The sequence below is a fragment of the Agromyces sp. NPDC058126 genome (genome assembly GCF_042884595.1).
Taxonomy (GTDB): domain Bacteria; phylum Actinomycetota; class Actinomycetes; order Actinomycetales; family Microbacteriaceae; genus Agromyces.
Map to the genome: position 1 here is coordinate 861524 of NZ_JBHVTS010000001.1, position 22875 is coordinate 884398.

Below are 22875 nucleotides of genomic sequence, written 5' to 3' on the forward strand. Positions count from 1 at the left end.
TCGTCACCACTCGCCGTCGTTGTGCTCGGGCCGGGCCCGGAGGTACTGCGCCGGCCACATCGACGTGTCGGCGCCGAGTTCGTGCGCGGCGCGCATCGCGAAATGCGGGTCGCGCATCATCGCCTTGCCGAACATGACGGCGTCGGCGCGGCCCTCCGCGACGAGGTCCTCGGCGTGACGGGCGTCGGTGATGCGGCCGACGGCCGACACCGGCGCCTCCGAGCGCTCGCCGACGTACTCGGCGAAGTGCGCCTGATAGCCCGGTGCGACGGGGATGTCGGCGACGGCCACGAGCCCGCCCGTCGAGATGTCGAAGAAGTCGGCGCCCGCATCTTCGGCCCAGGCCGCGACGACGGAGGTCTGCGCCTCGTCCCATCCGCCCGGCACCCAGTCGGTCGCGGAGAACCGCACGAACAGCGGCATCTCCTCGCCGATCTCCGCACGCACCGCCCGGACGATCTCGAGGAGGAGTCGGGCTCGATTCTCGAGGCTGCCGCCCCACCGGTCGTCGCGCGTGTTCGCGAGCGGCGAGAGGAACTGGTGCACGAGGTAGCCGTGAGCGGCGTGGACCTCGACGAGGTCGAACCCCGCCGTGACCGCACGGCGGGCCGCGGTGCGGAAGTCGTCGATCACCCCGGCGATGCCGGCCTCGTCGAGGGCGAGCGGCTCGCGGTAGCCGTCGAACGCGACGGCCGACGCCGACACGGTCGGCCATCCGCCCTCCTCGAGCGGCTGGGATCCGCGCCGCCGCATCGGTTCGGGCCACACCGAGGCCTTGCGCCCCGCATGCGCGAGCTGGATGCCCGCGGCGGCCCCCTGCGACCGGATGAACCGGGTGATCCGCGACCAGGCCGCCGCCTGCTCGTCGTTCCAGAGGCCCGTGTCGTGGTCGGAGATGCGGCCCTCGGGATTCACCGCGGTCGCCTCGGCGATCACGAGCCCCGCGCCGCCCGCGGCCATCGCACCGAGGTGCACGAGATGCCAGTCGTGCGGCACGCCGTCGCGCGCCGTCACCGAGTACTGGCAGAGGGGCGGCACCCAGACGCGGTTGCGGATCTCGAGCCCGCGGATCGTGATCGGTCGGAACAGCGCGGGACCCTTGTGCGCCGCCCCGCTCACGCCAGGCTCCGGAGCCAGCGCTCGAGCCCCGCGGCATCCGTGAAGACGTGCCCGTCGCCGCCGACGGCGCGCGCGCCCTCGACGTTCTCGGCCCGGTTGTCGACGAAGAGGAACTGCGCGGGCTCGATGTCGAGCTCGTCGATGACGTGCTCGTAGATCGCGGCCTCGGGCTTCACGAGCTCGAGCTCGCCGCTCACGAACACCCGCTCGAAGAGCGGCGCGAACGACCCGTGGCGGAGCCAGCCCGAGAAGTCGGCCCCCGCATTCGAGAGGAGCGCGAGGCGCGTGCCGCCGTCGGCCAGCGCGTGCAGCACCGCGAGCGTGCCCGGGTCGACCGAGAGCCAGCCGCGATGGTCGATCGCCCAGAGCTCGTGCACGTCGAGCGCGCCCCACGCGGCGCCCGTGTCGCGGGCGACCGCCTGCCAGTACCCGGCGATCGAGGTCGTGCCGCGGTCGAGCCCCTCGCGGTGGGCCCAGTACGAGTCCCAGAACGCCTCGGCCGGCACGCCGGCTCGCGCGACCAGCGCGACCCGGTCGGCCTCGGTCGGCTCGCGCGAGATGACCTCGCCGTAGTCGAAGACGACGACCGAGGGCGAGAGGCTGATCGGGGCGAGGGCTGTCGGAGTCATCCCACTCAACCTATCGTTGGTATATGGGCGAACCGTGGCAGGAATGGACCGCCGATGAGGCGGCCGGCTGGGTGAAGGCCCCCTATGCCGGGGACGACAAGTACTCGCGCGGCGTGCTCGGCGTGATCACCGGATCGACCGACTACCCCGGGGCCGCCGTGCTCGGGGTCGAGGCCGCGACCCGGACCGGCGTCGGCATGGTGCGCTACACCGGTCCGCGCGGTGTGCGCGCCGCCGTGCTGCTGCGCCGTCCCGAGACCGTGACGGTCCCCGGACGCGTGCAGGCCTGGCTCATCGGCTCGGGCATCGATCCGACCCGGCGCTCCTTCATGCTGCAGGGCGACCTGCAGCACGCACTCGCCGCCAGGGTTCCCGCCGTGCTCGACGCCGGCGGGCTCGATCTCGTCGGCACGCACACGGCGCCGACGGTGATCACCCCGCACGCTCGCGAGCTCGCGAGCCTGCTCGTCACCCGCGAGGTCGAGGTGAGCGTCGACGAGGTGCGCGCCGATCCCAGGGGCTGGGCCGACCGCGCCGCACGAGAGCTCGGCGTCGCGGTGCTGCTCAAGGGGGCGGTGACCCACATCGCCGATCCCGACGGGGATCGCTACACCGTGACCGCCGACACGCACTGGCTCGCGAGCGCCGGCACCGGCGACGTGCTCGGCGGCATCCTCGGCGCGCTCGTTGCCACGCACCACGCCGAGCTCGCGGTCGACGCCGAGGTGCTGACGAAGCTCGCGGCGACTGCCGCCTGGATCCACGGCGAGGCCGCGCGCCGCGCCAGCGCGGCGGTCGACGGCGGGCCGGTGGCTGCGCTCGACATCGCCGCCGCGGTGCCCCAGGTGATCGGCGGGCTGCTGCAGCGCTGAGGGCGGTAGCGGTGGTTGCGGGCGTGCTGCGCCGCGCTAGCCGTCGAGGAAGCGCGCCAGGAACTCACGCGTGCGCGGCTCGCGCGGCGACGCGAAGAACTCGGCGGCCGGCGCCTGCTCGAGGATGCGGCCGCCGTCGAGGAGCACGACGCGATCGGCGACGTCGCGCGCGAAAGCCATCTCGTGGGTCGCCATCACGATCGTCGTGCCGCGTTCGGCGAGCGAGCGAACGAGCGCGAGCACCTCGCCCACGAGCGCGGGGTCGAGAGCGCTCGTGACCTCGTCGAGGAGGAGGAGCTCGGGGTCGGTCGCGATCGCCCTGACGATCGCCGCCCGCTGCTGCTGGCCGCCCGAGAGCCGATCGGGGAACGCGCCCGCGAAGCCTGCGAGACCCACCGAGTCGAGCAGCTCGAGGCCTCGACGCTCGGCCTCCCGCCGGGGCATCCGATGCACGAGCCGAGAGGCGAGGGTGACGTTGTCGAGCACGCTGAGATGCGGGAAGAGGTTGTAGTGCTGGAACACGACGCCGATGCGTGCGCGCACGCCGTCGGCGTCGACGCGCGGGTCGCTGATGTCGTCGCCGCGGAGCAGGATGACGCCGTCGTCGATCGGCTCGAGGAGGTTGATCGAGCGCAGCAGGGTGGACTTGCCCGAGCCGCTCGCCCCGATGAGTGCGACGACCTCGTGGGCGCCGACCTCGAGGTCGATGCCGTCGAGCACGACCTTGTCGCCGAAGGCCCGCCGGATGCCCTGCAGCCGGAGCAGCGGCTCGGTGGTCGTGGTCATACGATGCTGCCGATCTGCTCGCGTTCGCGCATGCGCGCGGTCACCCAGTCGGTGAGCCGGATCATCGGCCAGGCGAGCAGCACGAACAGCAGCCCCGCGACGACATAGGGCGTGAAGTTGAAGTAGTGGGCCGTCTCGATCTGGGCGGCGCGCACGGCGTCGACGGCGCCGAGCACCGAGATGAGCCCGACGTCCTTCTGCATGGCGACGAAGTCGTTCATGAGCGCCGGCGTCACCTTGCGCATCGCCTGCGGCAGCACGACGCGGCGCATGGTCTGTCCGTGGCTGAGGCCGAGCGAGCGGGCGGCGAGCCGCTGCGAGGGGTGCACCGCCTCGATGCCGGCGCGGAACACCTCGGAGACGTACGCCGAGTACGTCAGCACGAGCGCGATCGTGCCCCAGAACGCGACAGGCATGGCCGGGAAGAAGTCGAGCCCTGGCACGCCGTAGCCCACGAGGTAGAGCACGATGAGCAGCGGCACGCCCCGGAACAGGTCGGTGTAGCCGGCCGCGAGGGCGCGGAGCGGGAAGAACACCGGGCCGCGAAGCGTGCGGAGCGTGGCGAGCAGCAGCGCGAAGATCATCACGCCGATGCTCGCCGCGACGAGCACCTGGATGTTGAGCCAGAGCCCCTCGAGGATGCGGGGCAGCGAGGCGATCGCCACCTCGGGGTCGAAGAACGACTGCTGCACCGCCGCCCAGCCGGGTGAGCCGATGAGCGCCCACGCGAGCAGGGCGGCGAACACGACAGTCGAGCCCGCGCTCACGAGCACCGAGCGGCGGGTCTGCCGTCGGCGGAACGCCCGCCGGTCGAGCTCGACGGCACTCGGCCGCCACGTGGCGGCGCCGGCGTCGTCGCGGTCGGTCGTGGTCACGACGACCACGCTAGCGGCAGCACGGGGATGCCTCGCCGGCCGGCGTTCGGCCGGGCGTCACTCGAGGACCGGGGCCGCGCCCTCGCCGCCGAGCCACTCGGCCGCGAGGGCGTCGAGGGTGCCGTCGGCGCGGAGCGCGTCGACCGCGGCGGTGACCTCGTCGGTGAGCGGGGAGTCCTTCGCGAGCACGAAGCCGAACTCGTCGCCGCCCGCCGAGGTCTCGGGCAGCTGGCCGATGATCTCGCCGCCGTCGAGCTCGGCGCCGGTGAGGTAGAACGCCGTCGGCAGGTCGACGACGATGGCGTCGACGGTGCCGTTCTGCAGCGCGAACTTCGCGTCGTCGTTCGTGTTGAACACGCTCGCGCCGGCCGTCGGCCGGATGATCTCCTCGACCGCGTCGAGGCTCGTCGTGCCCGTCTGCGCGCCGACGTTGAGCTTCTGCAGCTCGTCGATCGAGGTGGCGCCCGAAGCGGGGGAGCCGGCGACCGTGATGACCACCTGGGTCGTCGCGTAGTACGGCGAGGAGAAGTCGACGTTCGCCGCGCGCTCCTCGGTGATCGAGAACTGCTGGAGGTTGAGGTCGAAGGTCTTCGGGCCCGGGGCGATCGCCTGGTCGAAGGTCGTGCGCACCCACACCACGTCGTCGTCGGCGAAGCCGAGCTGCTCGGCGACGGCGTACGCGACGGCCGCCTCGAAGCCCTCGCCGCTCTCGGGGGCGTCGTCGACGACCCACGGGAAGTAGGCGGGCTCGCCGGTGCCGATCGTGAGCTTGCCCGCGGTGACGTGGCCGTCGCCCGCGGCCTCGCCGGTCGCACCGTCGTCTGAACCCCCGGCGGCGCAGCCGACGAGCGCGAGCGTCGCGGACGCGACGAGGGCGAGTGCGGCGAGTGTGCGTCGGGTGTGCGTGCGTCGAGTCATGGCGGCCTCCGGTTGCGTCGGCCTCCAGCATCCCGGATCCCGCCGACACGGCGCGTGCGCGTGGCGGAATATGACGCTCGGCTAGGCTCGTCGCGTGACCGGGGGAGGCGAGCGCGAGACATCCGCTGCCCGGTTGCGGCACGCCCTCGGCGGCCGCGCCGCCCTCTGGACCGCTTTCGCCGCGGTGCACCTGCTGCTCGCGTGGCTGAACCTCTCGGCGCCCGGGTACCCGATGGGCGACGTCACCGGGGTCTACCGGGTGTGGGCCGAGAACGCCTCGCAGGGCTGGCTCCGCATGGGCATCGACGCGCCCTGGGTGTATCCGATCCTCGCATTCGCGCCGATGGCGGCGGCCTTCGCATTCGGCGAGGCGTACATCGCCCAGTCGTGGCTCGCCATCGTCATCGTCCTGGATGCCCTCGCCTTCTCGATCCTGCTCGGCCGTGCGGCGCTCTCCCGCCCGCGGCGGGCGGCCGCCTGGTGGTGGCTCGGTTTCCTCGCACTCCTCGGACCGATCGCGCTCGGCCGCATCGACGCAGTGACGGTGCCCTTCGCGATCGCCGGCCTGCTGTGGGCAGCGGGTCGTCCTCGGGTCGCGGCCACACTGCTCACGATCGGCGCCTGGATCAAGGTGTGGCCCGCCGCCCTCGTGGCCGCGCTCGTGATCGCCTCGCGCCGGCGCGGCGAGGTCGTGACGATCGCGCTCTCGCTGAGCGCGGCGATCATCGGCGTGAGCCTGCTCGCCGGCGCCGGGACGAACGCGTTCGGGTTCATCGCCGAGCAGGCGGGCCGCGGCCTGCAGATCGAGGCTCCCGCCGCGGTGTTCTGGCTGTGGCAGATCGTCGCGGGTGCGAAGGACGTCACGATCGAGTACTCGCAGGACATCCTCACGTTCCAGATCGTCGGACCCGGCGCCGACGCCGCGGCCGCGCTCACGACGCCCCTCATGCTCGTCGCCGCGCTCGTCGTCGCCGCCTTCGGCGTGCGCGCTGCACGTCGCGGGGCGCCGTTCGTCGTGCTCATGGCGCCGCTCTCGCTCGCCTTCGTCGTCGTGCTCATGCTCGCCAACAAGGTCGGATCGCCGCAGTTCGCGACCTGGCTCGCGGCGCCCGTCGTGCTCGGCCTCGTGCTGCGCCCCGTCCGGTTCGCGGCGCCGGCGCTGCTCGCCGCCGCCGTGGCGCTGCTCACGCAGATCATCTACCCGTACTGGTACGGCTGGCTCCTCATCGCGAACCCGGCGTTCGTGTTCCTGCTCACCATGAAGGTCGCCCTGCTCGGCGCACTCCTGGTCTGGTCGCTCATCGTCGTGTGGCAGGCTGGCACCAGGCGGGAGGCCGCGTTCACGACGGGTTGAGCGACGGCACCGACCCCACCCGCCGAGGAGGCAGCATGCTGGTGGCGTTCTCCGTCGCGCCGAGCGGAACGGGCCGCGCGGACGGATCCGTGCACGACGCCGTCGCCGCGGCGGTCCGGATCGTCCGCGAGTCCGGGCTCCCGAATCGCACGACCTCGATGTTCACCGAGATCGAGGGCGAGTGGGACGAGGTCTTCGACGTGGTGCGGCGTGCGACCGAAGCGGTGGGCGAGTACGGCTCGCGGGTCTCGCTCGTGCTGAAGGCCGACATCCGCCCGGGCTGGTCGGGCGAGCTCGATGCGAAGATCGACCGGCTCGAGTCGGCGATCGACGAGGCGGGCGAGGGCGCCGGAGCACCACAGGACTGAGCCCGCCGCTCGGATCCGACGATGTCGCCGTCGGTCGCCCGTTCGGCGTCGGGCTTCTCGAATCGATTCGATCCGTGAGAGAATCGCTCGGTGACCCACGCCTCCGACGAACCGACGACCCTGTCGCCGACCCGCACCCGCCTCGCGCTCCTCGCGCTCGCCCTCGGCGGATTCGGCATCGGCTCGACCGAGTTCGTCGCCATGGGCCTCCTGCCGAACATCGCGGCCGACCTGCTGCCCGGCACCTACGCGGCGTCGCCGGACGCGGCCAACGCGACCGCCGGGTGGGTCATCTCGGCCTACGCACTCGGCGTCGTCGTCGGCGCCCCGACGATCGCCGCCGTCGCCGCACGCTGGCCCCGCAAGCGGCTCCTGCTCGTCCTCGTCGCGGCGTTCACGATTGGCACGATCGCCTCGGCGCTCCTCCCGAGCTTCGAGCTCGTGCTTGTCGCGCGCTTCCTGTCGGCGCTGCCTCACGGTGCCTACTTCGGCATCGCCTCGCTCGTCGCCGCGAGCCTCATGGGCCCGGGCAAGCGCGCCCGCGGCGTCGCCCTCGTGCTCTCGGGCCTCACCATCGCGAACGTCATCGGCGTGCCCGCGATCACCTGGCTCGGCCAGGCGGCCGGATGGCGCGTCGCCTACCTCGCCGTCGCCGCGATCTTCGCGCTCACCTTCGTGGCCGTGCTCGCCGCGGTGCCGTGGCAGGCGGGCGACCCGTCGGCGAGCGTCCGACGCGAGCTCGGGGCGTTCGCCCGCCCGCAGGTCTGGTTCGCGATCGCGATCGGGGCGATCGGCTTCGGCGGCTTCTTCGCGATGTACAGCTACATCGCGCCGCTCGCGACCGAGGTCACCGGCCTCGAGGCCGCGGCCGTGCCGCTCGTGCTCGTCGCCACCGGCCTCGGCATGACCGTCGGCAACCTCGTCGGCGGCCGCCTCGCCGACTGGAGCGTGCGGCGCACGATGTACGTCGCCTTCGTGGCCCTCGCCCTCTCGCTCGCGCTCCTCGCGCTCACGGCGCAGTTCGTCGCCGGCCTCTTCATCGGCGCGTTCCTCATCGGCGCGACCTCCTCGGCGCTCGCGCCGACAATCCAGACCCGCCTCATGGACGTGGCCCGTGACAGCCAGTCGATCGCCGCGGCGCTGAACCACTCGGCGCTGAACATCGGCAATAGCCTCGGCGCGCTCCTCGGCGGCACCGTGATCGCCGCGGGGCTCGGCTACGTCGCCCCGATCTGGGTCGGCCTGCTGCTGACCCTCGCCGGGATCGGGCTCGCCCTCGCGAGCTTCGCGCTCGACCGTTCGCGTCAGCGGCGCGGCCACGCGGTGCCGTACGCGACGGGTGCGACGCCCGCGATCGACTGATCAGCGAGGCATCCGCCCGCCCGTCGTCAGTCGGACTGCAGCAGGATGCCGTCGGCGATCGCCCGCTTGCGCAGCGCCACCTTGGTGCCGACGTCGTAGCCGGAGGCGCGGTACTTCTCACGGATGCGTTTGAGGTAGCTCTTCGCCGTCTCCTCGGAGATGCCGAGTTGGAAGGCGACGGCCTTCACGGGCTGACCGGCGCCGTAGAGCGCCATGACCCGGCGCTCCTGCGCGGAGAGCTTCGGCAGCGTGCCGTCGTCGAGCAGCGTCGCCTCGAGCTCGGGGGTCAGGTAGGAGACGCCCTGCTGGGCGGAGCGGATCGCCTCGATGATCGACTCGACCGGCTCGCTCTTCACGAGGTAGCCCATCGCGCCCGCGCTCAGCGCTTCGCGCACCACGGCGGGTTCGGAGTAGTTGCTCATGAGCATCGTCTGCACCTCGGCCGACTTCAGCATCGACAGCTTCAGCGAGATGGGGATGTTGTCGCGGAGGTCGAGGTCGAGGAGCACCACATCGACCGGGAAGTCGGGATGGGCGAGCAGTTCGGACCAGGAGGGGACGGCGGCGACGAGTTCGATCTCGGACGACGCACCGCGCAGCCACTCGGTCAGGGCGCCGAGCAGCATGCGATGGTCGTCGACGATCGCCAGGCGGATCGGTGGAGCGTTGTCGGGCATTCAGCTTCCCCTCGGACGGGCCGCCTCGGCGGCCGACGCACTCACCGGAACGGTCGGGTCCGTCCGGCATTCGATTTCGATGCGGAAGGAATCGGACCCCGCGACGACGTCGTGTGATCCGACACTACCGACAGCATCCCACGTCGCGGGGTCGAGACGTCGTTGGACGACGCCGGAGACCTCGATCGCGAGATGCACCACGGGGGAATGGTGCTCGCCGTCGTCGTCGCCGTCGGGTGCGGAGACGGTGACCTCGATCGGCCGGGGCTGCCCCTTGCGGAGCTCGCCCACGAGCAGCCACAGCGCGAGCAGCAGGTTGTCGCGCTGCTCCTGCGCGAGGAGGCCCGCCGAGCCCTCGGGGTCGTCGACCACGACCCGATCGCTGAGGTAGGCCGACTCGGTCACCGCATGGCGGAGCCAGGTGTCGGTCCGCCCGGCGATGAGGCGCAGGCGCAGCGCGGCGGCCAGGCGACCCGCGCGCTCGGCGTCGGCGGCGGGCAGCGGGATCGCGATGCGCCCCGAGCCGACGTCGTCGAGCAGCGTCTCGGCGTCGAAGTCGAGTTGCGCGAGCTCTTCGGAGGCGCGCATGCCGAAGGCCGAACGCGGTGTGGATACCGTGCTCTGCACGATCGAGAGATCGAGTTCGCGTCCGACGAGCCGCCGGAATCCGCGGGTCGCGACGACGGCGAGGACGAGCGGCAGCACCGCGGAGGCCGCGACCGAGATGCCCGTCGCGAGGTACGGGCCGGCCGAGGCGGCCTGCAGGAGCGTCGCGACGAGGAGCACCAGTCCGATCGCGGAGGCGACGACGAGGGACACCCGCGTGCCGCGGATCGCGGCGACCGGCATGAGCACGGCGCCCGTGGCCGCGGCGGCGGTCGGCGTGACGCCGAGGTGGAGCAGGCCCCAGCTCGCCGAGACGTCGAGCCACACAGGCACCGCGAGGGCGACGAGCAGCACGACGTACAGCGGGTCGGGCAGCGGCTGGGCGCGCGAGAAGATGCGCGAGACGACGCCGACCGCGAGGATCGCGAGGACCGCCAGCCACGCGCCCCATGGGCCGGCCCCCGGCGGGAAGACGGGCGCGAGGAGCACCGCACGTGCCAGGTGCCAGAGGATGACGATGGCGGCGGCGATCGTGATGCCGGTCGCCAGCCGTCGCCCGCCATGACGCTCTCGGACGTCGCCGACGGCGTGCGCCGTGCGCCTCGGGCGGCGGAAGCCCGCCAGGCCCCCGGTCTCGATCGATCCGGTGCTCATGGCTTCGGCACCTCGAGCATCACGGTCGTGCCCGATCCGGGCGAGGAGAAGATGCGGGCGCGCCCGCCGACGGTGTTCAGGCGCCCCACGACCGACTCGGCGTAGCCGAGGCGCGCGGTGCCGATCGACTCGGGCTCGAACCCGTGCCCCGCGTCGGTCACCATCGCGCGCACCGTGCGGTCGTCGTCGCTCACCGTGACATCCGCTTCGTTGACGCCCGAGTGCCGACGCACGTTCTCGAGGCACTCGCCGAGCGCCCCGAGGAGCGCGTCGAGGGTCTCGCGGGGGAGCGCCAGCTGCCCCGCCCCGTGCCAGTTCACGTCGAGTCCCATCCGGGCGAAGCGCTGCCGGACCGACTCGAAGGTCGTGCTGAGGATGTCGTCGTCGGAGTCGGGGGAGAAGATCGCGTTCGAGGCGCTGTCGAGCGGTGCGCCGAGCCGCAGCTGCTTCAGCAGGCGCGCATCGTCGCCCGCCTGCTGGCGCAGCGCCGCCGAGCCGACGCCGACGCCCGAGTGCGCGAGCAGGCTGAGCGTGGCGAGCACGGTGTCGTGCAGCACCCGGGCGTCCTGCCGCTGGCGCGATTCGAGCTCGCTCGCGAGACGTTCGGCCTCGTGAGCGCGCCCCACCTCGCCGATGCGCTCGGCCGCGCCGGCGATCGCGTGGTCGACGACCGAGCCGAGCGTGGCGCCCACTGCCCAGCCGGCGACCGTCGCGAGCGCCACGGCGGTCATCGGATGCCCGGCGAGGGCGATGAGGCCGACGGCGATGAGGAAGAGCGCGGCGAGACCGCCGACGAGCGGCACTCCGTCGCGGCGGACGACGAGGGTGATCGCGACGGACGGGGCGGTGACCGCCGCAGCGAGGGAGATCGCGGCGACCGCCACCGGGTCGACGACCGGCCCGCTGCCGAGCACCGCGACGGTGCCGAGCGCTGCGGCGACCACGCCGAGCGCGGCCGTCACGCTGCCGTGCATCGAGTGCACGACGACGAGCACCGCGGCGGCGAGCGACAGGAGCACCACGAGCGCGAACTCGAGGGTCGACGGCGACCCGGGGATGAACATGCAGGCGCACGTGCCGAGTGCGCCGGTGAGGCCGGCGATGCGTGCGAGCCTGCGAAGCAAGCGGTCGCGCTCCTTGTGGATGCGCTTCATGTCACCCCCTCGGCGACGACGGCCCCGGCGCGGGGCGCCCGTCATTCGAACTGTAGCCCAGTCGGGCCCCGGCGGCGCGGATCGCCTCGATTCGAGGGGCCGCGATCACGCCGCCAGCAGGCGGGCGAGTTCGGCGCCGACCACCGCGTCCTCGATGAGGAAGGCGTCGTGGCCGAACTCCGAGGCGATGACGACCGGCTCGGCACCGTGCACGCTGTTCGGCAGGAGCGAGGCGATCTCGCGCTGCCCGGCGAGCGGGAAGTACCGGTCGCTGTCGATGCCGAGCACGAGGCTCTTCGCTCGGACGCGGGCGAGCGCCGCAGCCACTCCGCCGCGCCCGCGCCCGACGTCGTGGGAGTTCATCGACTCGGTGAGCACGATGTAGCTGTTCGCGTCGAAGCGCCGGGTGAACTTGTTGCCGTGGAAGTCGAGGTAGGACTCGACCGCGAAACGGCCGTCGCCGCCGAGCGGGTCGAGCTCGGACTGCCAGCTGCGCTCGAATCGCTCGTTGAGCTCGGCCGCCGTGCGGTAGTTGAGCATCGCCATGCGACGGGCGAGCGCGAGCCCGCGCGAGGGACCCTCGCCGTCGGGTGCGTCGTAGAAGGCCCCCGCCGCGAACGCCGGATCCGTGCGGATCGCTTCGATCTGCACCGAGTTCAGCGCGATCTGGTCGGCGGTGGTCGCCGCGGGGGCGGCGAGCACCGCGATGCGCTCGACCGCCTCGGGGGCCTCGACGGCCCACTCGAGCACGTGCATCGCACCCATCGAGCCGCCGATGACCGCGGCGAAGCGCTCGATGCCGATCGCCCGCGCGAACGCGATCTGCGCCCGCACCTGGTCGCGGATCGTGAGGAAGGGGAATCGGGCACCCCACTCGGCGCGGTCGGGCGCGAGCGAGGCCGGACCGGTCGAACCCTGGCAGCCGCCGAGCACGTTCGGCGCCACCACGAAGTAGCGCTCGGTGTCGATCGCGAGGCCGGGGCCGACGACGCCGCGCCACCAGCCCGCACTCGGGTGCCCTGGGCCGGCCTGGCCGATCACGTGGCTGTCGCCCGTGAGGGCGTGCAGCACGAGCACCGCGTTGTCGCGCTCGGGCGAGAGCGTGCCCCACTGCTCGTAGGCGATGCGCACGCCCGGCAGCTCGCGCCCCGACTCGAGGGCGAGGTCGCCGATGCCGACGAAGCGGCGGTCGCCGACGGCGTCGCCCTCCCGCCAGGCGCCCGTCGCGGGCGCCCGCCCGAGCAGTGCGAGCGCGCCCGCCGCGGGCACGATGCTCGCGGGGGCCGCGTCGGCCGTCGTCTGCCAATCCATGTGTCGATTCTCCCGCGTCCCCGCGGCCCCTCGCCCTTTGTTACGTGCACCGCATCGCGGCGCGGACCCCGAAGACGGCGGATGCCGCGAGCCGTGTCGGGCTCGCGGCATCCGCCGTTCGATCGGGGCGTGTCAGACGCGCGCCGCCTCGGTGGCCGCGCGGGCGGCCGCGAAACCGGCCTCGAGGTCGGCCTTGAGGTCGTCGATGTTCTCGATGCCGACCGAGAGGCGCACGAGGCCGGGCGTGACGCCGGTCGTGAGCTGCTGCTCGGGGGTCAGCTGCGAGTGGGTCGTCGAGGCGGGGTGGATGACGAGCGAGCGCACGTCGCCGATGTTCGCGAGGTGCGAGAACAGCGAGAGGTTGTCGACGAGCGCACGGCCGGCGTCGACGCCGCCCTTGAGTTCGAAGGAGAGCACCGCGCCGACGCCCTTCGGGGCGTAGCTGTTCGCTGCGGCGTACCAGGGGCTCGAGGGGAGACCCGAGTAGTTGACGCTCGCGACGTCGGCGTGGTTGTCGAGCCACTCGGCGATCTCCTGCGCGTTCTGCACGTGGCGCTCGATGCGCAGCGAGAGGGTCTCGATGCCCTGGATGAGCTGCCAGGCGTTGTTCGGGGCGATCGCGGCGCCGAGGTCGCGGAGGAGCTGCACGCGCGCCTTGATGATGTACGCGAGTCCGTCGCCGACCGCGGCCGTGTAGCTCGCGCCGTGGTACGAGGGGTCGGGCTCGGTGAGGCCGGGGAACTTCTCGACGTTCTTCGACCACTCGAAGCGGCCGCCGTCGACGATGACGCCGCCGACCACGGTGCCGTGGCCGCCGAGGAACTTCGTCGCCGAGTGCACGACGATGTCGGCCCCGTGCTCGAACGGGCGGATGAGGTACGGCGTCGCGATCGTGTTGTCGACGATGAGGGGCAGCCCTGCTTCGTGGGCGATGCCCGAGACGAGTCCGATGTCGAGCACGTTGATCTTCGGGTTGCCGATCGTCTCGGCGAAGAAGAGCTTCGTGTTCGGGCGCACCGCGCGGCGCCACTCTTCGGCGTCGTCCTGGTTCTCGACGAAGGTCGTCTCGATGCCGAGCTTCGCGAGCGTGTACTTGAACAGGTTGTAGGTGCCGCCGTAGATCGACGACGACGAGACGATGTGGTCGCCGGCCTGCGCGATGTTCAGCACGGCGAAGGTCTCGGCCGCCTGGCCCGAGGCGACGAGCAGCGCGCCCGTGCCGCCCTCGAGCGCCGCGATGCGCTCTTCGGCGACCGCCTGGGTCGGGTTCTGGATGCGGGTGTAGATGTTGCCGAACTCGGCGAGCGCGAAGAGGTTCTGCGCGTGCTCGGCGCTGTCGAACACGTAGGAGGTGGTCTGGTAGATCGGGGTCGCCCGCGCCTTCGTGACGGGGTCGGGTGCGGCGCCCGAGTGGACCTGCTTGGTCTCGAAACGCCAGGCGGCGGTGTCGCTCATGGGTGGCTCCTCAGAAGTCGGGTGGCGGCGGGGCCGCGGGTGTTGCAGTCACGTTAGGCGGGCGCGGCGGCGCGGGCAACGGACCCCGCAACACGGCGTCACGGGCGCAGGGGGCGGGGTCAGTGCCGCTCGGGGTCGGGCGGCAGCACGAGCGTGCCGGTCGCCGTCGACGGCTCGGGGCGGAACAGCCAGCGCGCCCGAGGTTCGACGAGCGGCCGGAACACCCGGCGCACGGGTTTCAGCGAGAGCACGATCGAGATGCCGATGCAGAACAGGATCATCGCGGGCAGCACCCAGAACGGCTGGTCGCCCGCGAGGAGCTCGGTCTCGCGGAAGGGGAAGAGCACGAAGGTGTGCAGCAGGTAGATGTACATCGTCGCGCCGCCGAACGAGGTGAACCAGTGCGCACCGCGCGGCATCAGCAGGAGGAACGCGACGGCGAGCACCATGGCGGAGAGGAGCAGCACGAGGCGGATGCCGCCGGACCAGGGCTCGTCGTAGCCGATCGCCTCGTACGACTCGTCGTAGAGCATGAAGCGGCGCAGCTTCAGGTCGCGCATCGTCTCGATCGTCATCGGCATGAACGCGAGCCCGAGCGCGAAGAGCGCGATCGCACCGGCCCGCCAGCGCCAGGCGACGGCGGACCGCAGCTCGAGCCAGCGACCCGTGAGCTGCCACTGCCGGAGCTTCCACCCGAAGACGAAGAAGGGCAGCATGCCGAAGGTGCGCGTCAGCGCGAAGGTCGAGTCGATCGTCTCGGTGTACCCGGCGCCGATCGAGATGACGATCGCGATGATGAGCGGGAACCGCAGGAGCACGAGGTAAGGCAGGACGATGCGCCAGATCGCGAGGGCGATCAGGAACCACAGCGTCCACGATGCAGTCGTGTAGTCGAGGGAGAACTCGCCGCCGAGGACCCAGCGGAGCACCGTCCAGATCGTCTCGAAGATCAGGAACGGGAAGACGATGTCGGTGAGGACCTGCTTGAGCGCCCTGGCGTTCGGCGGTCCCGACTTCGCGAAGTAGCCGCTCACCGTGACGAAGACGGCCACGTGGAACGAGTAGATGAACAGGTAGACGCTGTATGCCGAATCCGACTCGGCGATGAGCGGGAGGATGCCGTGGCCGATCACGACGAGCGTGATCGCGATCCACCTGGCGTTGTCCCAGAGGGGAACGCGCCTGCGCGTCGGCTTCCGGGGTTCGAGCCTCGTGTGCATCAGTCCATTCAACCGCACGGCGTCCTGGGCGCCGTGCTGCGGCGGTCGATCGGCCGGCGGCGAATCGGCTCCGCGGGGCGGAGATTCGCCGAATCACTTGACATCGCGGCGGGTTGGCGTGAGTGTGGTCGCGTTAGTTGGATGAAATCCAATTAATGCCCGTATGTCGGGCTCGACCTCCACGACGACGTGGACGAGGGAAGGAACCAAGCGTGACCGAACACGGAAGCAACGACCGCACGACGACCGGCCGTCCGCGACGGCAGTTCCTGGCCGGTGCCGGGTTCGCGGCACTCGGGGTGATGGCGGCGGCGACGAGCGCCAGGCTCATGACGGCCGCCGATCCTGCGCAGGCGCTCGGCTCGTTCGCGGTGCCCGGCGAAGCCGGCCCGCTCAAGCGGATCTGGATGGCCTGGCCGTCGAGCACCTCGATCTGGGGCAGCCTCCTCTCCGGCATCCAGGGCGACATCGCGAAGATCGCCAACGAGATCGTGAAGACCACGCCCGTCGTCATGCTCGCCGACGGCGCGACCGCCGCGAGCGCCGCACGCAGCCGGGTGAGCGCCGCGGTCACGGTGATCAGCTCCATCCCCGTCAACGACTGCTGGATGCGCGACTCGGGCGCGGTGTTCCGCACCGACGGCGCGGGCGGCCTCGACGCGATCGGCCTGAACTTCAACGGCTGGGGCAACGAGCAGACGCACGCCAAGGATGCGCTCGTCGCGCAGCGGATGGCGGCGTACAACGGCATCGCGTTCACCGCGGCGAGCGTCGTCGGCGAGGGCGGCGGCGTCATCGCCGACGGCGACGGCACCCTCATCGCCAACCGGAGCTCCTGGGTCGACTCGGCGAGGAACCCCGGCAAGTCGGCGGCGCAGATCGAGGCCGAGCTCCTCCGCGTGTACGGGGCGAGCAAGATGATCTGGTGCCAGGGCGTCTCCGGGCAGGACATCACCGACGACCACATCGACGCGACGGTGCTGTTCACCGGCCCGGGCAAGGTGATCGTCCAGCTCAGCAACCCGGCGCGGCCGACGAGCATCTGGTCGCAGTCGGCGATCGCGACGCGCAACCTCCTCGCCGCCTCGACCGACGCCAAGGGGAGGCAGCTCCAGGTCACCACCATCTACGGGCCGGCCTCGCTCCCGCGCATCCCGCAGGCCCAGCAGTCGACGTTCTTCGACGGCTACCTGAACTGCATCGTGACGTCGGGCTCGGTCATCACCGCGCAGTTCGGCGACCCGACCACCGACGCGGCGGCGCGCGACGCGCTCGCCGCGGCGTTCGGCCGCCCGTGCGTGCAGCTGAACCTCGACGTCCTCATGGGCGAGGGAGGGGGCGGGGCGCACTGCGTCACGATGGAGGAGCCCATGAGCTCGGGCGGGTCGACGCCCACCCCGACGCCGACGCCGCCGGCGGGCGCCGCCGTCACCGCGGACCGCACCTCGGTCGCGCGCGGGGGCACGATCCGGGCGACCGTGACGGGCGGGCCCGGCGGCCGGCGCGACTGGGTGGGGCTGTACCGCGCGAGCGACTCCGACCAGGCCGGCGGCGTCGTCGAGAAGTACCTCAACGGCCAGGACACCCCGCCCGCGACGGGGCTCACCACGGCGACGATCGCCTTCACGGCACCGTCCACGCGCGGAACCTACGAGTTCCGCTTCTTCGCGAACGACGGCTACACGCGGCTCGCGAAGAGCGCCACCTTCCAGGTCACCTGAGCCCAGTCGGTTCCGCGGGCGCGCCGGCGCCGCTCGGGGCCCCGCCGTTCGACGCGGGGTTCCGAGCCGGCGTTCCCGCACCCGCACCCCGAAGTTCGGCAGAATAGGGCGCATGGCGAATCTGCGGGCGGTCGTGACGGGTGCGAGTTCGGGGATCGGTCGTGCGACCGTCACGGCACTGCGCGACGCCGGATGGGACGTGGTGGGCGTCGCCCGCCGCGAGGACCGGCTGCGCGCCCTCGAGGCCGAGACCGGGGCATCCGTGTTCGTCGCCGACCTCACGAAGCAGGGCGACGTCGACGCGCTGCGCGACCACCTCGCCGCGACGGGGCCCATCCACGCGCTCGTGAACAACGCGGGCGGGGCGAAGGGGCTCGACTCGGTCGAGGCCTCGTCGATCGACGACTGGGCGTGGATGCTCGAGGTCAACGTGCTCGCGCTCAAGCGCGTGACGAGCGCATTGCTGCCGCTGCTCCGCCGCGGCGCCGCCCTGCGCGGCGTCGCCGACATCGTCAACATCACCTCGATCGCCGGGCACGTCGCCTATGTCGGGGGCGGCGGCTACAACGCGGCGAAGTTCGCCGCCCACGCCCTCACCGAGGTGCTGCGGCTCGAACTGAACGGCGAGCCGCTCCGGGTCATCGAGGTGGCGCCGGGCATGGTCAAGACCGACGAGTTCGCCCTCGTGCGATTCGGCGGCGACCGGGCACGCGCCGAGGCCGTCTACGACGGCGTGCCCGAGCCGCTCACCGCCGAGGACATCGCCGGGGTCGTCGTCGACGCGGTGCTGAAGCCCCGGCACATCGATCTCGACCTCATCGTCGTGAAGCCGGTCGCGCAGTCGGCGCCGCACCTCGTGGCCAAGGGGCCGCTCGTCGTGCGCGAGACGGACGGGGACTGAGCATGGCCGCGGAGGAGCGGCCCGCACCCCGCCGTGAGGCCTGGGAGCGTCGCACCACCGTGCCGCTCGTGGTGCTCGGCATGGTCTTCATCGTCGCGTACACGATCTACGTGCTCGCGCCCTGGATCCCGCGCGGCCCGGGTTCGCCGCTCTTCATCGCGCTGCTCGTGGCCTGGGTCGTCTTCGTCGTCGACGTCGTGGTGCGGATCTCGCTCACGCCGCGCGGCGGCAGGTGGGCGTTCATCCGGACGCACCCGATCGACGTGCTCTCGGCGATCGTGCCGCTGTTCCGCGCGTTCCGCGTGCTGGCGCTCCTGCGGAACGTCCCCTACCTGCAGCGCCGCAGCGGCGCGGCCGTGCGCGCGAACATCATCATCTACGGCTCGACCTACGCGGTCGTCTTCGTCTACTTCATCGCCCTGGCGACCCTGCAGGCCGAGCGCAACGCCCCCGGCGCGACCATCACGACGTTCGGCGACTCGATCTGGTGGGCGATCGTCACGATCGCGACCGTCGGCTACGGCGACATGTACCCGATCACGGCCGAGGGGCGCTTCTACGCCGTCTTCCTGATGTTCGGCGGCGTCGCCATCGTCGGCACGGCCTCGGCGACGATCATCTCGTACATCGGCGAGCGGGTCGGGCGAGCCCACTCGCATCACCCCGACGCCTCGTCCGAGGCGACCGAGGCCCCCATGGAGGCACCTGGGCGCGCGATCCAGGAGGCGATCGAGGACGCCGGGCAGCCGCCGGAGGACGAGACCGGTCGGTGATCCGCGGTACGTCGTCGGGAGGCGCGCGGACTAGCCTTGCCTCATGACGTTCGATGCGAATGACGCGGCGACCGGAGACCCCGGCATCCGTCGCGAGATCCTCGATTGGGACCAGTTCGGCGAGGCCGCTCGCTCGCTCGCGGGGGAGGTGCTCAGCTCCGGCTTCCGGCCCGACGTGGTCATCGCGATCGCCCGCGGCGGCCTGCTGCTCGCCGGAGCGATCTCCTACGCGCTCGGCACGAAGCAGTGCGGCTCGATCAACGTCGAGTTCTACACCGACATCGAGAAGGTGCTGCCCGAGCCGATCGTGCACCCGCCGATGCTCGACGCGCCCGCGCTCGCCGGCAAGCGGGTGCTCCTCGTCGACGACGTCTCCGACTCGGGGCGCACGCTCGCGAAGGTGCTCGACCTCCTCACCGAGGTCGGAGCCGAGGTGCGCACCGCGACGCTCTACACGAAGTCGCGCACGATCCTCGTACCCGACTTCAGCTACCGCGCCACCGACGACTGGATCGTCTTCCCCTGGTCGTCGAAGCCGCCGGTGCGGGTCGACGCATGAGCGTCCACCTGGTCGGGGGCGGTGCCCTCGCGCTGTCGGATGCCCCGCTGTACGCACCGTTCGTCGCCGAAGCCGCCGCCCTGGCACGTGCGGCCGGACGCTCGCGCCCGCGCATCGCGGTGATCTCGATCCACCCCGAGGCCGATGAGCGGGCGGGCATGCTCGTCGACGTCCTCACCGCCGCGGGCGAGTTCGAGCCGCGGGTGACGGCGCTGTCGGGCCCCGAGCCGGTCACGACGGCCGCGCTCGCCGAGGTCGACGCCATCGCCGTCGGCGGCGGCGTCGTCGAGCAGGTGCGGGCGGGCCTCGAGCCGGTCTTCGGCGAACTCCGCCGGCAGGTCGCCGGGGGAGTGCCGTACCTCGGCGTCTCGGCCGGCGCGATGGTCGCGGCCGAGGGATCGCTCGGCGGCGGCACCCGCATCGACGGGGTGCAGCTCGCGCCCGAGGATCCGGAGTGGCCGGGGGTCGAGTTCGAGGTCGAGCACGGCATCGGGCTCGTCGACGTGGCGATCGACGCCCACGTCGCCCAGCGCGGCTCGCTGTCGCGTCTCGTCGCCGCCGTCGAGTCCGGCCTCGTCGAGGGAGCGCTCGGCATCGACGAGCGCACCGCCCTCATCGTCGGCGAGGGCGGGCTGCGCGTCGAGGGCTCGGGCAGCGTCTGGCGCGTCCTCCCGGCCGATGGCGGGGTACTGGTCTCGACGATCGGCGCCTGATGCCGGCGCAGGGGGCGGGCGAGCTCGCCGCCACGGGTCTCATCGACCCGGCGTGGGCGGAGGCCCTCGCCCCGGTCGCCCCGCAGCTGGCACGCATGGGCGCGTTCGTGCGCGCCGAGCGGGCGGCGGGCCGCGACGTCCTGCCGGCCGACGAGCACGTGCTGCGCGCCTTCGCCGCACCGCTCCCCGACGTGCGGGTGCTGATCGTCGGACAGGACCCGTACCCCACCCCGGGGCATCCGATCGGGCTCTCGTTCGCCGTCGACCCGCACGTGCGCCCCCTGCCGCGGAGCCTCGGGAACATCTACCGCGAGCTGCGCGACGACCTCGGCATCGAGCCGCCGGCGCACGGCGACCTGACCCACTGGAGCCGGAGCGGCGTGCTGCTGCTGAACCGGGTGCTCACGGTGCGCGCCGGCGAGGCGGGCTCGCACCGCCGCAAGGGCTGGGAGCCGGTCACCGATCACGCGATCCGTGCGCTCGCGGGGCGCGGCACCCCGCTCGTCGCGATCCTCTGGGGGCGCGACGCGCAGCAGCTGCGACCGCTGCTCGGCGAGACGCCCGTGATCGAGTCGGCGCACCCGAGCCCGCTGTCGGCGTCGCGCGGCTTCTTCGGCTCGCGGCCCTTCAGCCGGGCGAACGCGCTGCTCGCGGAGCAGGGCGGCGCCCCGATCGACTGGAGCCTGCCCGGCTGAGGCGGCGCCGAGGCATCCGGTTCTCGAAACATGCGCGTGATCTGGGCGTCGTAGGCTGACGGAATGCTCGAAGAGGAATATCAGGAACGGCGGGTGCTGCCGCGGCACCTGCGGCCGCAGCCGCCGGCCGAGGCGCCGTTCGAGTACACGATCCGCGACGCGACGGCGGCCGACCTGCCCTCGGTGCGCGAGATCTACAACTACTACGTCGCGAACTCGACCGTCACCTTCGACGAGGACGCGATGACCCTGGCCGAGTGGCGGGCGAAGTTCGCCCAGCTCACCGAGTTCGGCATGCCGTTCCTCGTCGCCGAGTCGTCCTCGGGGCAGTTGCTCGGCTACGCCCTCGTCACGCCGTGGAAGCCGAAGCGCGCGTACCGGTTCACCGTCGAGAACTCGATCTACCTGGGCCCGGCCGCGTCGGGCAAGGGGCTCGGCCGGGTGCTCCTCGGCGAGCTCATCGAGCGCTCGAAGGCCGCCGGGCTGAAGGAGATGATCGCGGTCATCGCCGACCAGGGCGCCGAGGCGTCGATCGCGCTGCACGAGAAGTTCGGCTTCACCGAGATCGGGCGCATGGGGCGGGTCGGCTTCAAGTTCGACCGCTGGCTCGGCACGGTGCTGCTGCAGCGCTCGCTGAAGTAGGGCGGATGCCGCGGGCCGCCGCCGGCGGTCGCGTGCCCGCGTCGTCGTAGGCTCGAGCACATGACCGAGCTGCACGACCACACCGCCCTCGAGCTTCATCAACTGCTGCAGCGGGGCACGGTGTCGCCGGTCGAGCTCGCGACGCACTACCTCGACCGCGTCGAGCGGCTGAACCCCGAGGTCGGCGCGTTCACGACCGTCACCGGCGAGGCGGCCCTCGAGCGGGCCCGGCTCGTCGAGCGCGAGGCGCCGCGATCGCGGCCGCTCTGGGGCCTGCCGCTCGCCGACAAGGACCTGCAGGAGCGGGCCGGGGTGCCGGCCGGGTTCGGCTCGCGCGCCTTCGCCGGGTACGTGCCCGAGGAATCGGACGAGCTCGTGCAGGCGGTCGACGCGGCCGGTGCGGTGAGCCTCGGCAAGACCGCGACGCCCGAGTTCGGCCTGCCCTCCTACACCGAGGGGCTCGCAGGTCCGCCCGCGCGCAACCCGTGGGATCCCGCGCTCGGCGCCGGCGGCTCGAGCGGGGGAGCGGCGGCGGCCGTCGCCGCCGGCATGCTGCCGTTCGCGCCCGGATCCGACGGGGGCGGCTCGATCCGCATCCCCGCCGCGGTGTGCGGACTCGTCGGGGTGAAGCCCTCGCGCGGCCGCGTGCCCGGCGGTTCGGGACTCACGAGCCTCGCCGGCCTCCCCGTCGCCGGGCCGATCGCGCGCACCGTCGCCGACGCGGCGCTGCTGCTCGACGGGCTCATCGCGCCAGAGGGGTACCCGCCGCGCCACCGCTCGGCGGTGCGGGCGCCCGGCGACGACGGACCGTACCTCGGGGCGGCCGTGCGCGGGGAGGGGCGGTTCCAGGTCGGGGTCATGCTCGACAGCCCGTGGGACGAGGCCTACGACATCGTGATCGACGAGCCGTCGCGGGCCGCGCTCGACCTCGCGGTCGGGGTGCTCGACGGGATCGGCCACGGCATCGAGCAGGTGGCGCCGGCGCCCGAACCCGGGTACGCCGACGCGTTCCGCACGATCTGGCAGGCGGGAGCCGCGACCATCCCGGTCGACGGGCAACGGGAGGCGCTGCTCGAGCCGCTCACGCAGTGGCTGCTCGGGCGGGGACGCGCCGTGCCGGCGCGGCAGCTCGCCGAGGCGCTCGGGTGGCTCGCGCGCTTCGAGCAGCGGGTGATCCGGCGATTCGCCGGCTACGACGCGGTGCTGACCCCGGCGCTCGCCCTCGAGCCGCGGCCGGTCGGCTGGTACGACGCGGAGGACGGGGAGCGCAACTTCGCCCAGCAGGTGCAGTTCACCCCGTTCACCTCGTTCGTGAACGTCTCGGGGCTGCCGGCGATCACGGTGCCGGTGTCGTTCACGGCCGGGGGAGTGCCGGTGGGCGTGCAGCTGATCGGCCGACCGGGCGGGGAGGCGACGCTGTTCTCGCTCGCCGCGCAGCTCGAGCGCCGTGTGCGGCGCGCGCCGAGGCATCCGGTCGTCTGGTGACATTCGAGTTCTGAGGTCGCGGGGCG

The 22875-nt window shown here is 72.5% G+C and carries 23 protein-coding genes; 12 read left to right on the forward strand and 11 right to left on the reverse strand.

The features are described from left to right. Nucleotides 1–3: 3 nt before the first annotated feature. Both ACFVTR_RS03785 and ACFVTR_RS03790 read right to left on the reverse strand, forming a co-directional pair. The gene (locus tag ACFVTR_RS03785; protein ID WP_387034872.1) at nt 4–1119 is read right to left on the reverse strand and encodes an NADH:flavin oxidoreductase/NADH oxidase; all 1116 of its coding nucleotides are present in this window, start codon (nt 1117–1119) and stop codon (nt 4–6) included. Further along, nucleotides 1116–1748 carry an HAD family hydrolase gene (locus tag ACFVTR_RS03790; RefSeq protein ID WP_387034874.1) on the reverse strand — a complete coding sequence of 211 codons (633 nt, stop codon included), beginning with the start codon at nt 1746–1748 and terminating at the stop codon, nt 1116–1118. Before ACFVTR_RS03790 ends, ACFVTR_RS03785 begins: the two co-directional genes overlap by 4 nt. 23 nt (nt 1749–1771) lie before the next feature. On the opposite strand from ACFVTR_RS03790, the gene ACFVTR_RS03795 reads away from it, so the two are divergent. Further along, nucleotides 1772–2620: an NAD(P)H-hydrate dehydratase gene (locus ACFVTR_RS03795; protein WP_387034876.1), complete on the forward strand. Its 849-nt coding sequence runs from the start codon at nt 1772–1774 to the stop codon at nt 2618–2620. 36 nt (nt 2621–2656) lie between these two features. On the opposite strand, the gene ACFVTR_RS03800 is transcribed toward ACFVTR_RS03795, so the two are convergent. The 3 genes from ACFVTR_RS03800 to ACFVTR_RS03810 are packed head-to-tail and all read right to left on the reverse strand — an operon-like array spanning nt 2657 to nt 5199. Beyond that, nucleotides 2657–3406 (reverse strand): amino acid ABC transporter ATP-binding protein, encoded by a 750-nt coding sequence (locus ACFVTR_RS03800; RefSeq protein ID WP_387034878.1) that lies wholly within the window; start codon nt 3404–3406, stop codon nt 2657–2659. After that, nucleotides 3403–4281: an amino acid ABC transporter permease gene (locus ACFVTR_RS03805; protein ID WP_387034880.1), complete on the reverse strand. Its 879-nt coding sequence runs from the start codon at nt 4279–4281 to the stop codon at nt 3403–3405. Before ACFVTR_RS03805 ends, ACFVTR_RS03800 begins: the two co-directional genes overlap by 4 nt. Nucleotides 4282–4338: 57 nt before the next feature. Beyond that, the gene (locus tag ACFVTR_RS03810; RefSeq protein ID WP_387034882.1) at nt 4339–5199 is read right to left on the reverse strand and encodes an ABC transporter substrate-binding protein; all 861 of its coding nucleotides are present in this window, start codon (nt 5197–5199) and stop codon (nt 4339–4341) included. A gap of 94 nt (nt 5200–5293) precedes the next feature. On the opposite strand from ACFVTR_RS03810, the gene ACFVTR_RS03815 reads away from it, so the two are divergent. From ACFVTR_RS03815 to ACFVTR_RS03825, 3 genes are all read left to right on the forward strand, one after another. After that, complete coding sequence (locus ACFVTR_RS03815; protein ID WP_387034884.1) at nt 5294–6553, forward strand: hypothetical protein; 1260 nt, start codon at nt 5294–5296, stop codon at nt 6551–6553. Between the two features lie 35 nt (nt 6554–6588). Beyond that, nucleotides 6589–6921, forward strand: a complete 333-nt coding sequence (locus ACFVTR_RS03820; protein WP_387034886.1) for an MTH1187 family thiamine-binding protein — start codon at nt 6589–6591, stop codon at nt 6919–6921. 90 nt (nt 6922–7011) lie between these two features. Further along, nucleotides 7012–8283 (forward strand): MFS transporter, encoded by a 1272-nt coding sequence (locus tag ACFVTR_RS03825; protein WP_387034888.1) that lies wholly within the window; start codon nt 7012–7014, stop codon nt 8281–8283. Between the two features lie 26 nt (nt 8284–8309). Here the strand turns inward: ACFVTR_RS03825 and ACFVTR_RS03830 are convergent, their stop codons facing one another. The 6 genes from ACFVTR_RS03830 to ACFVTR_RS03855 all read right to left on the reverse strand — a co-directional run bounded on the left by ACFVTR_RS03830 (nt 8310) and on the right by ACFVTR_RS03855 (nt 15360). Continuing rightward, nucleotides 8310–8960: a response regulator gene (locus ACFVTR_RS03830; protein WP_387034890.1), complete on the reverse strand. Its 651-nt coding sequence runs from the start codon at nt 8958–8960 to the stop codon at nt 8310–8312. Further along, on the reverse strand, nt 8961–10220 hold the full coding sequence (locus ACFVTR_RS03835; protein WP_387034892.1) for a hypothetical protein: 1260 nt from the start codon (nt 10218–10220) through the stop codon (nt 8961–8963). Further along, nucleotides 10217–11374 carry a sensor histidine kinase gene (locus tag ACFVTR_RS03840; protein WP_387034894.1) on the reverse strand — a complete coding sequence of 386 codons (1158 nt, stop codon included), beginning with the start codon at nt 11372–11374 and terminating at the stop codon, nt 10217–10219. The genes ACFVTR_RS03835 and ACFVTR_RS03840 overlap by 4 nt, the downstream gene beginning before the upstream one ends. A 105-nt stretch (nt 11375–11479) precedes the next feature. After that, nucleotides 11480–12685, reverse strand: coding sequence for a homoserine O-acetyltransferase (locus ACFVTR_RS03845; RefSeq protein ID WP_387034896.1), 1206 nt, complete (start codon nt 12683–12685; stop codon nt 11480–11482). A 132-nt stretch (nt 12686–12817) separates the two neighbouring features. Continuing rightward, nucleotides 12818–14140, reverse strand: a complete 1323-nt coding sequence (locus tag ACFVTR_RS03850) for a bifunctional o-acetylhomoserine/o-acetylserine sulfhydrylase (RefSeq protein WP_387034898.1) — start codon at nt 14138–14140, stop codon at nt 12818–12820. Between the two features lie 119 nt (nt 14141–14259). Then, entirely contained in the window at nt 14260–15360 is a 1101-nt protein-coding gene (locus ACFVTR_RS03855; protein WP_387034900.1) for an acyltransferase family protein, read from the reverse strand. Between the two features lie 212 nt (nt 15361–15572). Between ACFVTR_RS03855 and ACFVTR_RS03860 the strand changes: the two genes are divergently transcribed. From ACFVTR_RS03860 to ACFVTR_RS03895, 8 genes are all read left to right on the forward strand, one after another. Next, nucleotides 15573–17081 (forward strand): agmatine/peptidylarginine deiminase, encoded by a 1509-nt coding sequence (locus tag ACFVTR_RS03860; RefSeq protein ID WP_387034902.1) that lies wholly within the window; start codon nt 15573–15575, stop codon nt 17079–17081. 112 nt (nt 17082–17193) lie between these two features. Then, nucleotides 17194–17982 carry an SDR family oxidoreductase gene (locus tag ACFVTR_RS03865; protein WP_387034904.1) on the forward strand — a complete coding sequence of 263 codons (789 nt, stop codon included), beginning with the start codon at nt 17194–17196 and terminating at the stop codon, nt 17980–17982. 2 nt (nt 17983–17984) lie between these two features. Beyond that, the gene (locus tag ACFVTR_RS03870; RefSeq protein ID WP_387034906.1) at nt 17985–18755 is read left to right on the forward strand and encodes a potassium channel family protein; all 771 of its coding nucleotides are present in this window, start codon (nt 17985–17987) and stop codon (nt 18753–18755) included. Nucleotides 18756–18798: 43 nt separating this feature from the next. Continuing rightward, entirely contained in the window at nt 18799–19314 is a 516-nt protein-coding gene (locus tag ACFVTR_RS03875; protein WP_387034908.1) for a phosphoribosyltransferase, read from the forward strand. Beyond that, complete coding sequence (locus ACFVTR_RS03880) at nt 19311–20027, forward strand: Type 1 glutamine amidotransferase-like domain-containing protein (RefSeq protein ID WP_387034910.1); 717 nt, start codon at nt 19311–19313, stop codon at nt 20025–20027. The genes ACFVTR_RS03875 and ACFVTR_RS03880 overlap by 4 nt, the downstream gene beginning before the upstream one ends. Further along, nucleotides 20027–20722, forward strand: a complete 696-nt coding sequence (locus ACFVTR_RS03885; RefSeq protein ID WP_387034912.1) for a uracil-DNA glycosylase — start codon at nt 20027–20029, stop codon at nt 20720–20722. The genes ACFVTR_RS03880 and ACFVTR_RS03885 overlap by 1 nt, the downstream gene beginning before the upstream one ends. A gap of 63 nt (nt 20723–20785) precedes the next feature. Next, nucleotides 20786–21364, forward strand: a complete 579-nt coding sequence (locus tag ACFVTR_RS03890; RefSeq protein WP_387034914.1) for a GNAT family N-acetyltransferase — start codon at nt 20786–20788, stop codon at nt 21362–21364. Nucleotides 21365–21424: 60 nt separating this feature from the next. Continuing rightward, nucleotides 21425–22849, forward strand: a complete 1425-nt coding sequence (locus tag ACFVTR_RS03895; RefSeq protein WP_387034916.1) for an amidase — start codon at nt 21425–21427, stop codon at nt 22847–22849. Nucleotides 22850–22875: the final 26 nt, after the last annotated feature.

Bases quoted from the DNA above. Each gene is read 5' to 3' on its own strand.
- ACFVTR_RS03855 (WP_387034900.1), bottom strand. From the start codon at position 15,360: ATGCACACGAGGCTCGAACCCCGGAAGCCGACGCGCAGGCGCGTTCCC.
- ACFVTR_RS03875 (WP_387034908.1), top strand. From the start codon at position 18,799: ATGACGTTCGATGCGAATGACGCGGCGACCGGAGACCCCGGCATCCGT.
- ACFVTR_RS03800 (WP_387034878.1), bottom strand. From the start codon at position 3,406: ATGACCACGACCACCGAGCCGCTGCTCCGGCTGCAGGGCATCCGGCGG.
- ACFVTR_RS03790 (WP_387034874.1), bottom strand. From the start codon at position 1,748: ATGACTCCGACAGCCCTCGCCCCGATCAGCCTCTCGCCCTCGGTCGTC.
- ACFVTR_RS03810 (WP_387034882.1), bottom strand. From the start codon at position 5,199: ATGACTCGACGCACGCACACCCGACGCACACTCGCCGCACTCGCCCTC.
- ACFVTR_RS03885 (WP_387034912.1), top strand. From the start codon at position 20,027: ATGCCGGCGCAGGGGGCGGGCGAGCTCGCCGCCACGGGTCTCATCGAC.
- ACFVTR_RS03870 (WP_387034906.1), top strand. From the start codon at position 17,985: ATGGCCGCGGAGGAGCGGCCCGCACCCCGCCGTGAGGCCTGGGAGCGT.
- ACFVTR_RS03865 (WP_387034904.1), top strand. From the start codon at position 17,194: ATGGCGAATCTGCGGGCGGTCGTGACGGGTGCGAGTTCGGGGATCGGT.
- ACFVTR_RS03820 (WP_387034886.1), top strand. From the start codon at position 6,589: ATGCTGGTGGCGTTCTCCGTCGCGCCGAGCGGAACGGGCCGCGCGGAC.
- ACFVTR_RS03890 (WP_387034914.1), top strand. From the start codon at position 20,786: ATGCTCGAAGAGGAATATCAGGAACGGCGGGTGCTGCCGCGGCACCTG.
- ACFVTR_RS03840 (WP_387034894.1), bottom strand. From the start codon at position 11,374: ATGAAGCGCATCCACAAGGAGCGCGACCGCTTGCTTCGCAGGCTCGCA.
- ACFVTR_RS03830 (WP_387034890.1), bottom strand. From the start codon at position 8,960: ATGCCCGACAACGCTCCACCGATCCGCCTGGCGATCGTCGACGACCAT.
- ACFVTR_RS03895 (WP_387034916.1), top strand. From the start codon at position 21,425: ATGACCGAGCTGCACGACCACACCGCCCTCGAGCTTCATCAACTGCTG.
- ACFVTR_RS03835 (WP_387034892.1), bottom strand. From the start codon at position 10,220: ATGAGCACCGGATCGATCGAGACCGGGGGCCTGGCGGGCTTCCGCCGC.
- ACFVTR_RS03845 (WP_387034896.1), bottom strand. From the start codon at position 12,685: ATGGATTGGCAGACGACGGCCGACGCGGCCCCCGCGAGCATCGTGCCC.
- ACFVTR_RS03880 (WP_387034910.1), top strand. From the start codon at position 19,311: ATGAGCGTCCACCTGGTCGGGGGCGGTGCCCTCGCGCTGTCGGATGCC.
- ACFVTR_RS03795 (WP_387034876.1), top strand. From the start codon at position 1,772: ATGGGCGAACCGTGGCAGGAATGGACCGCCGATGAGGCGGCCGGCTGG.
- ACFVTR_RS03850 (WP_387034898.1), bottom strand. From the start codon at position 14,140: ATGAGCGACACCGCCGCCTGGCGTTTCGAGACCAAGCAGGTCCACTCG.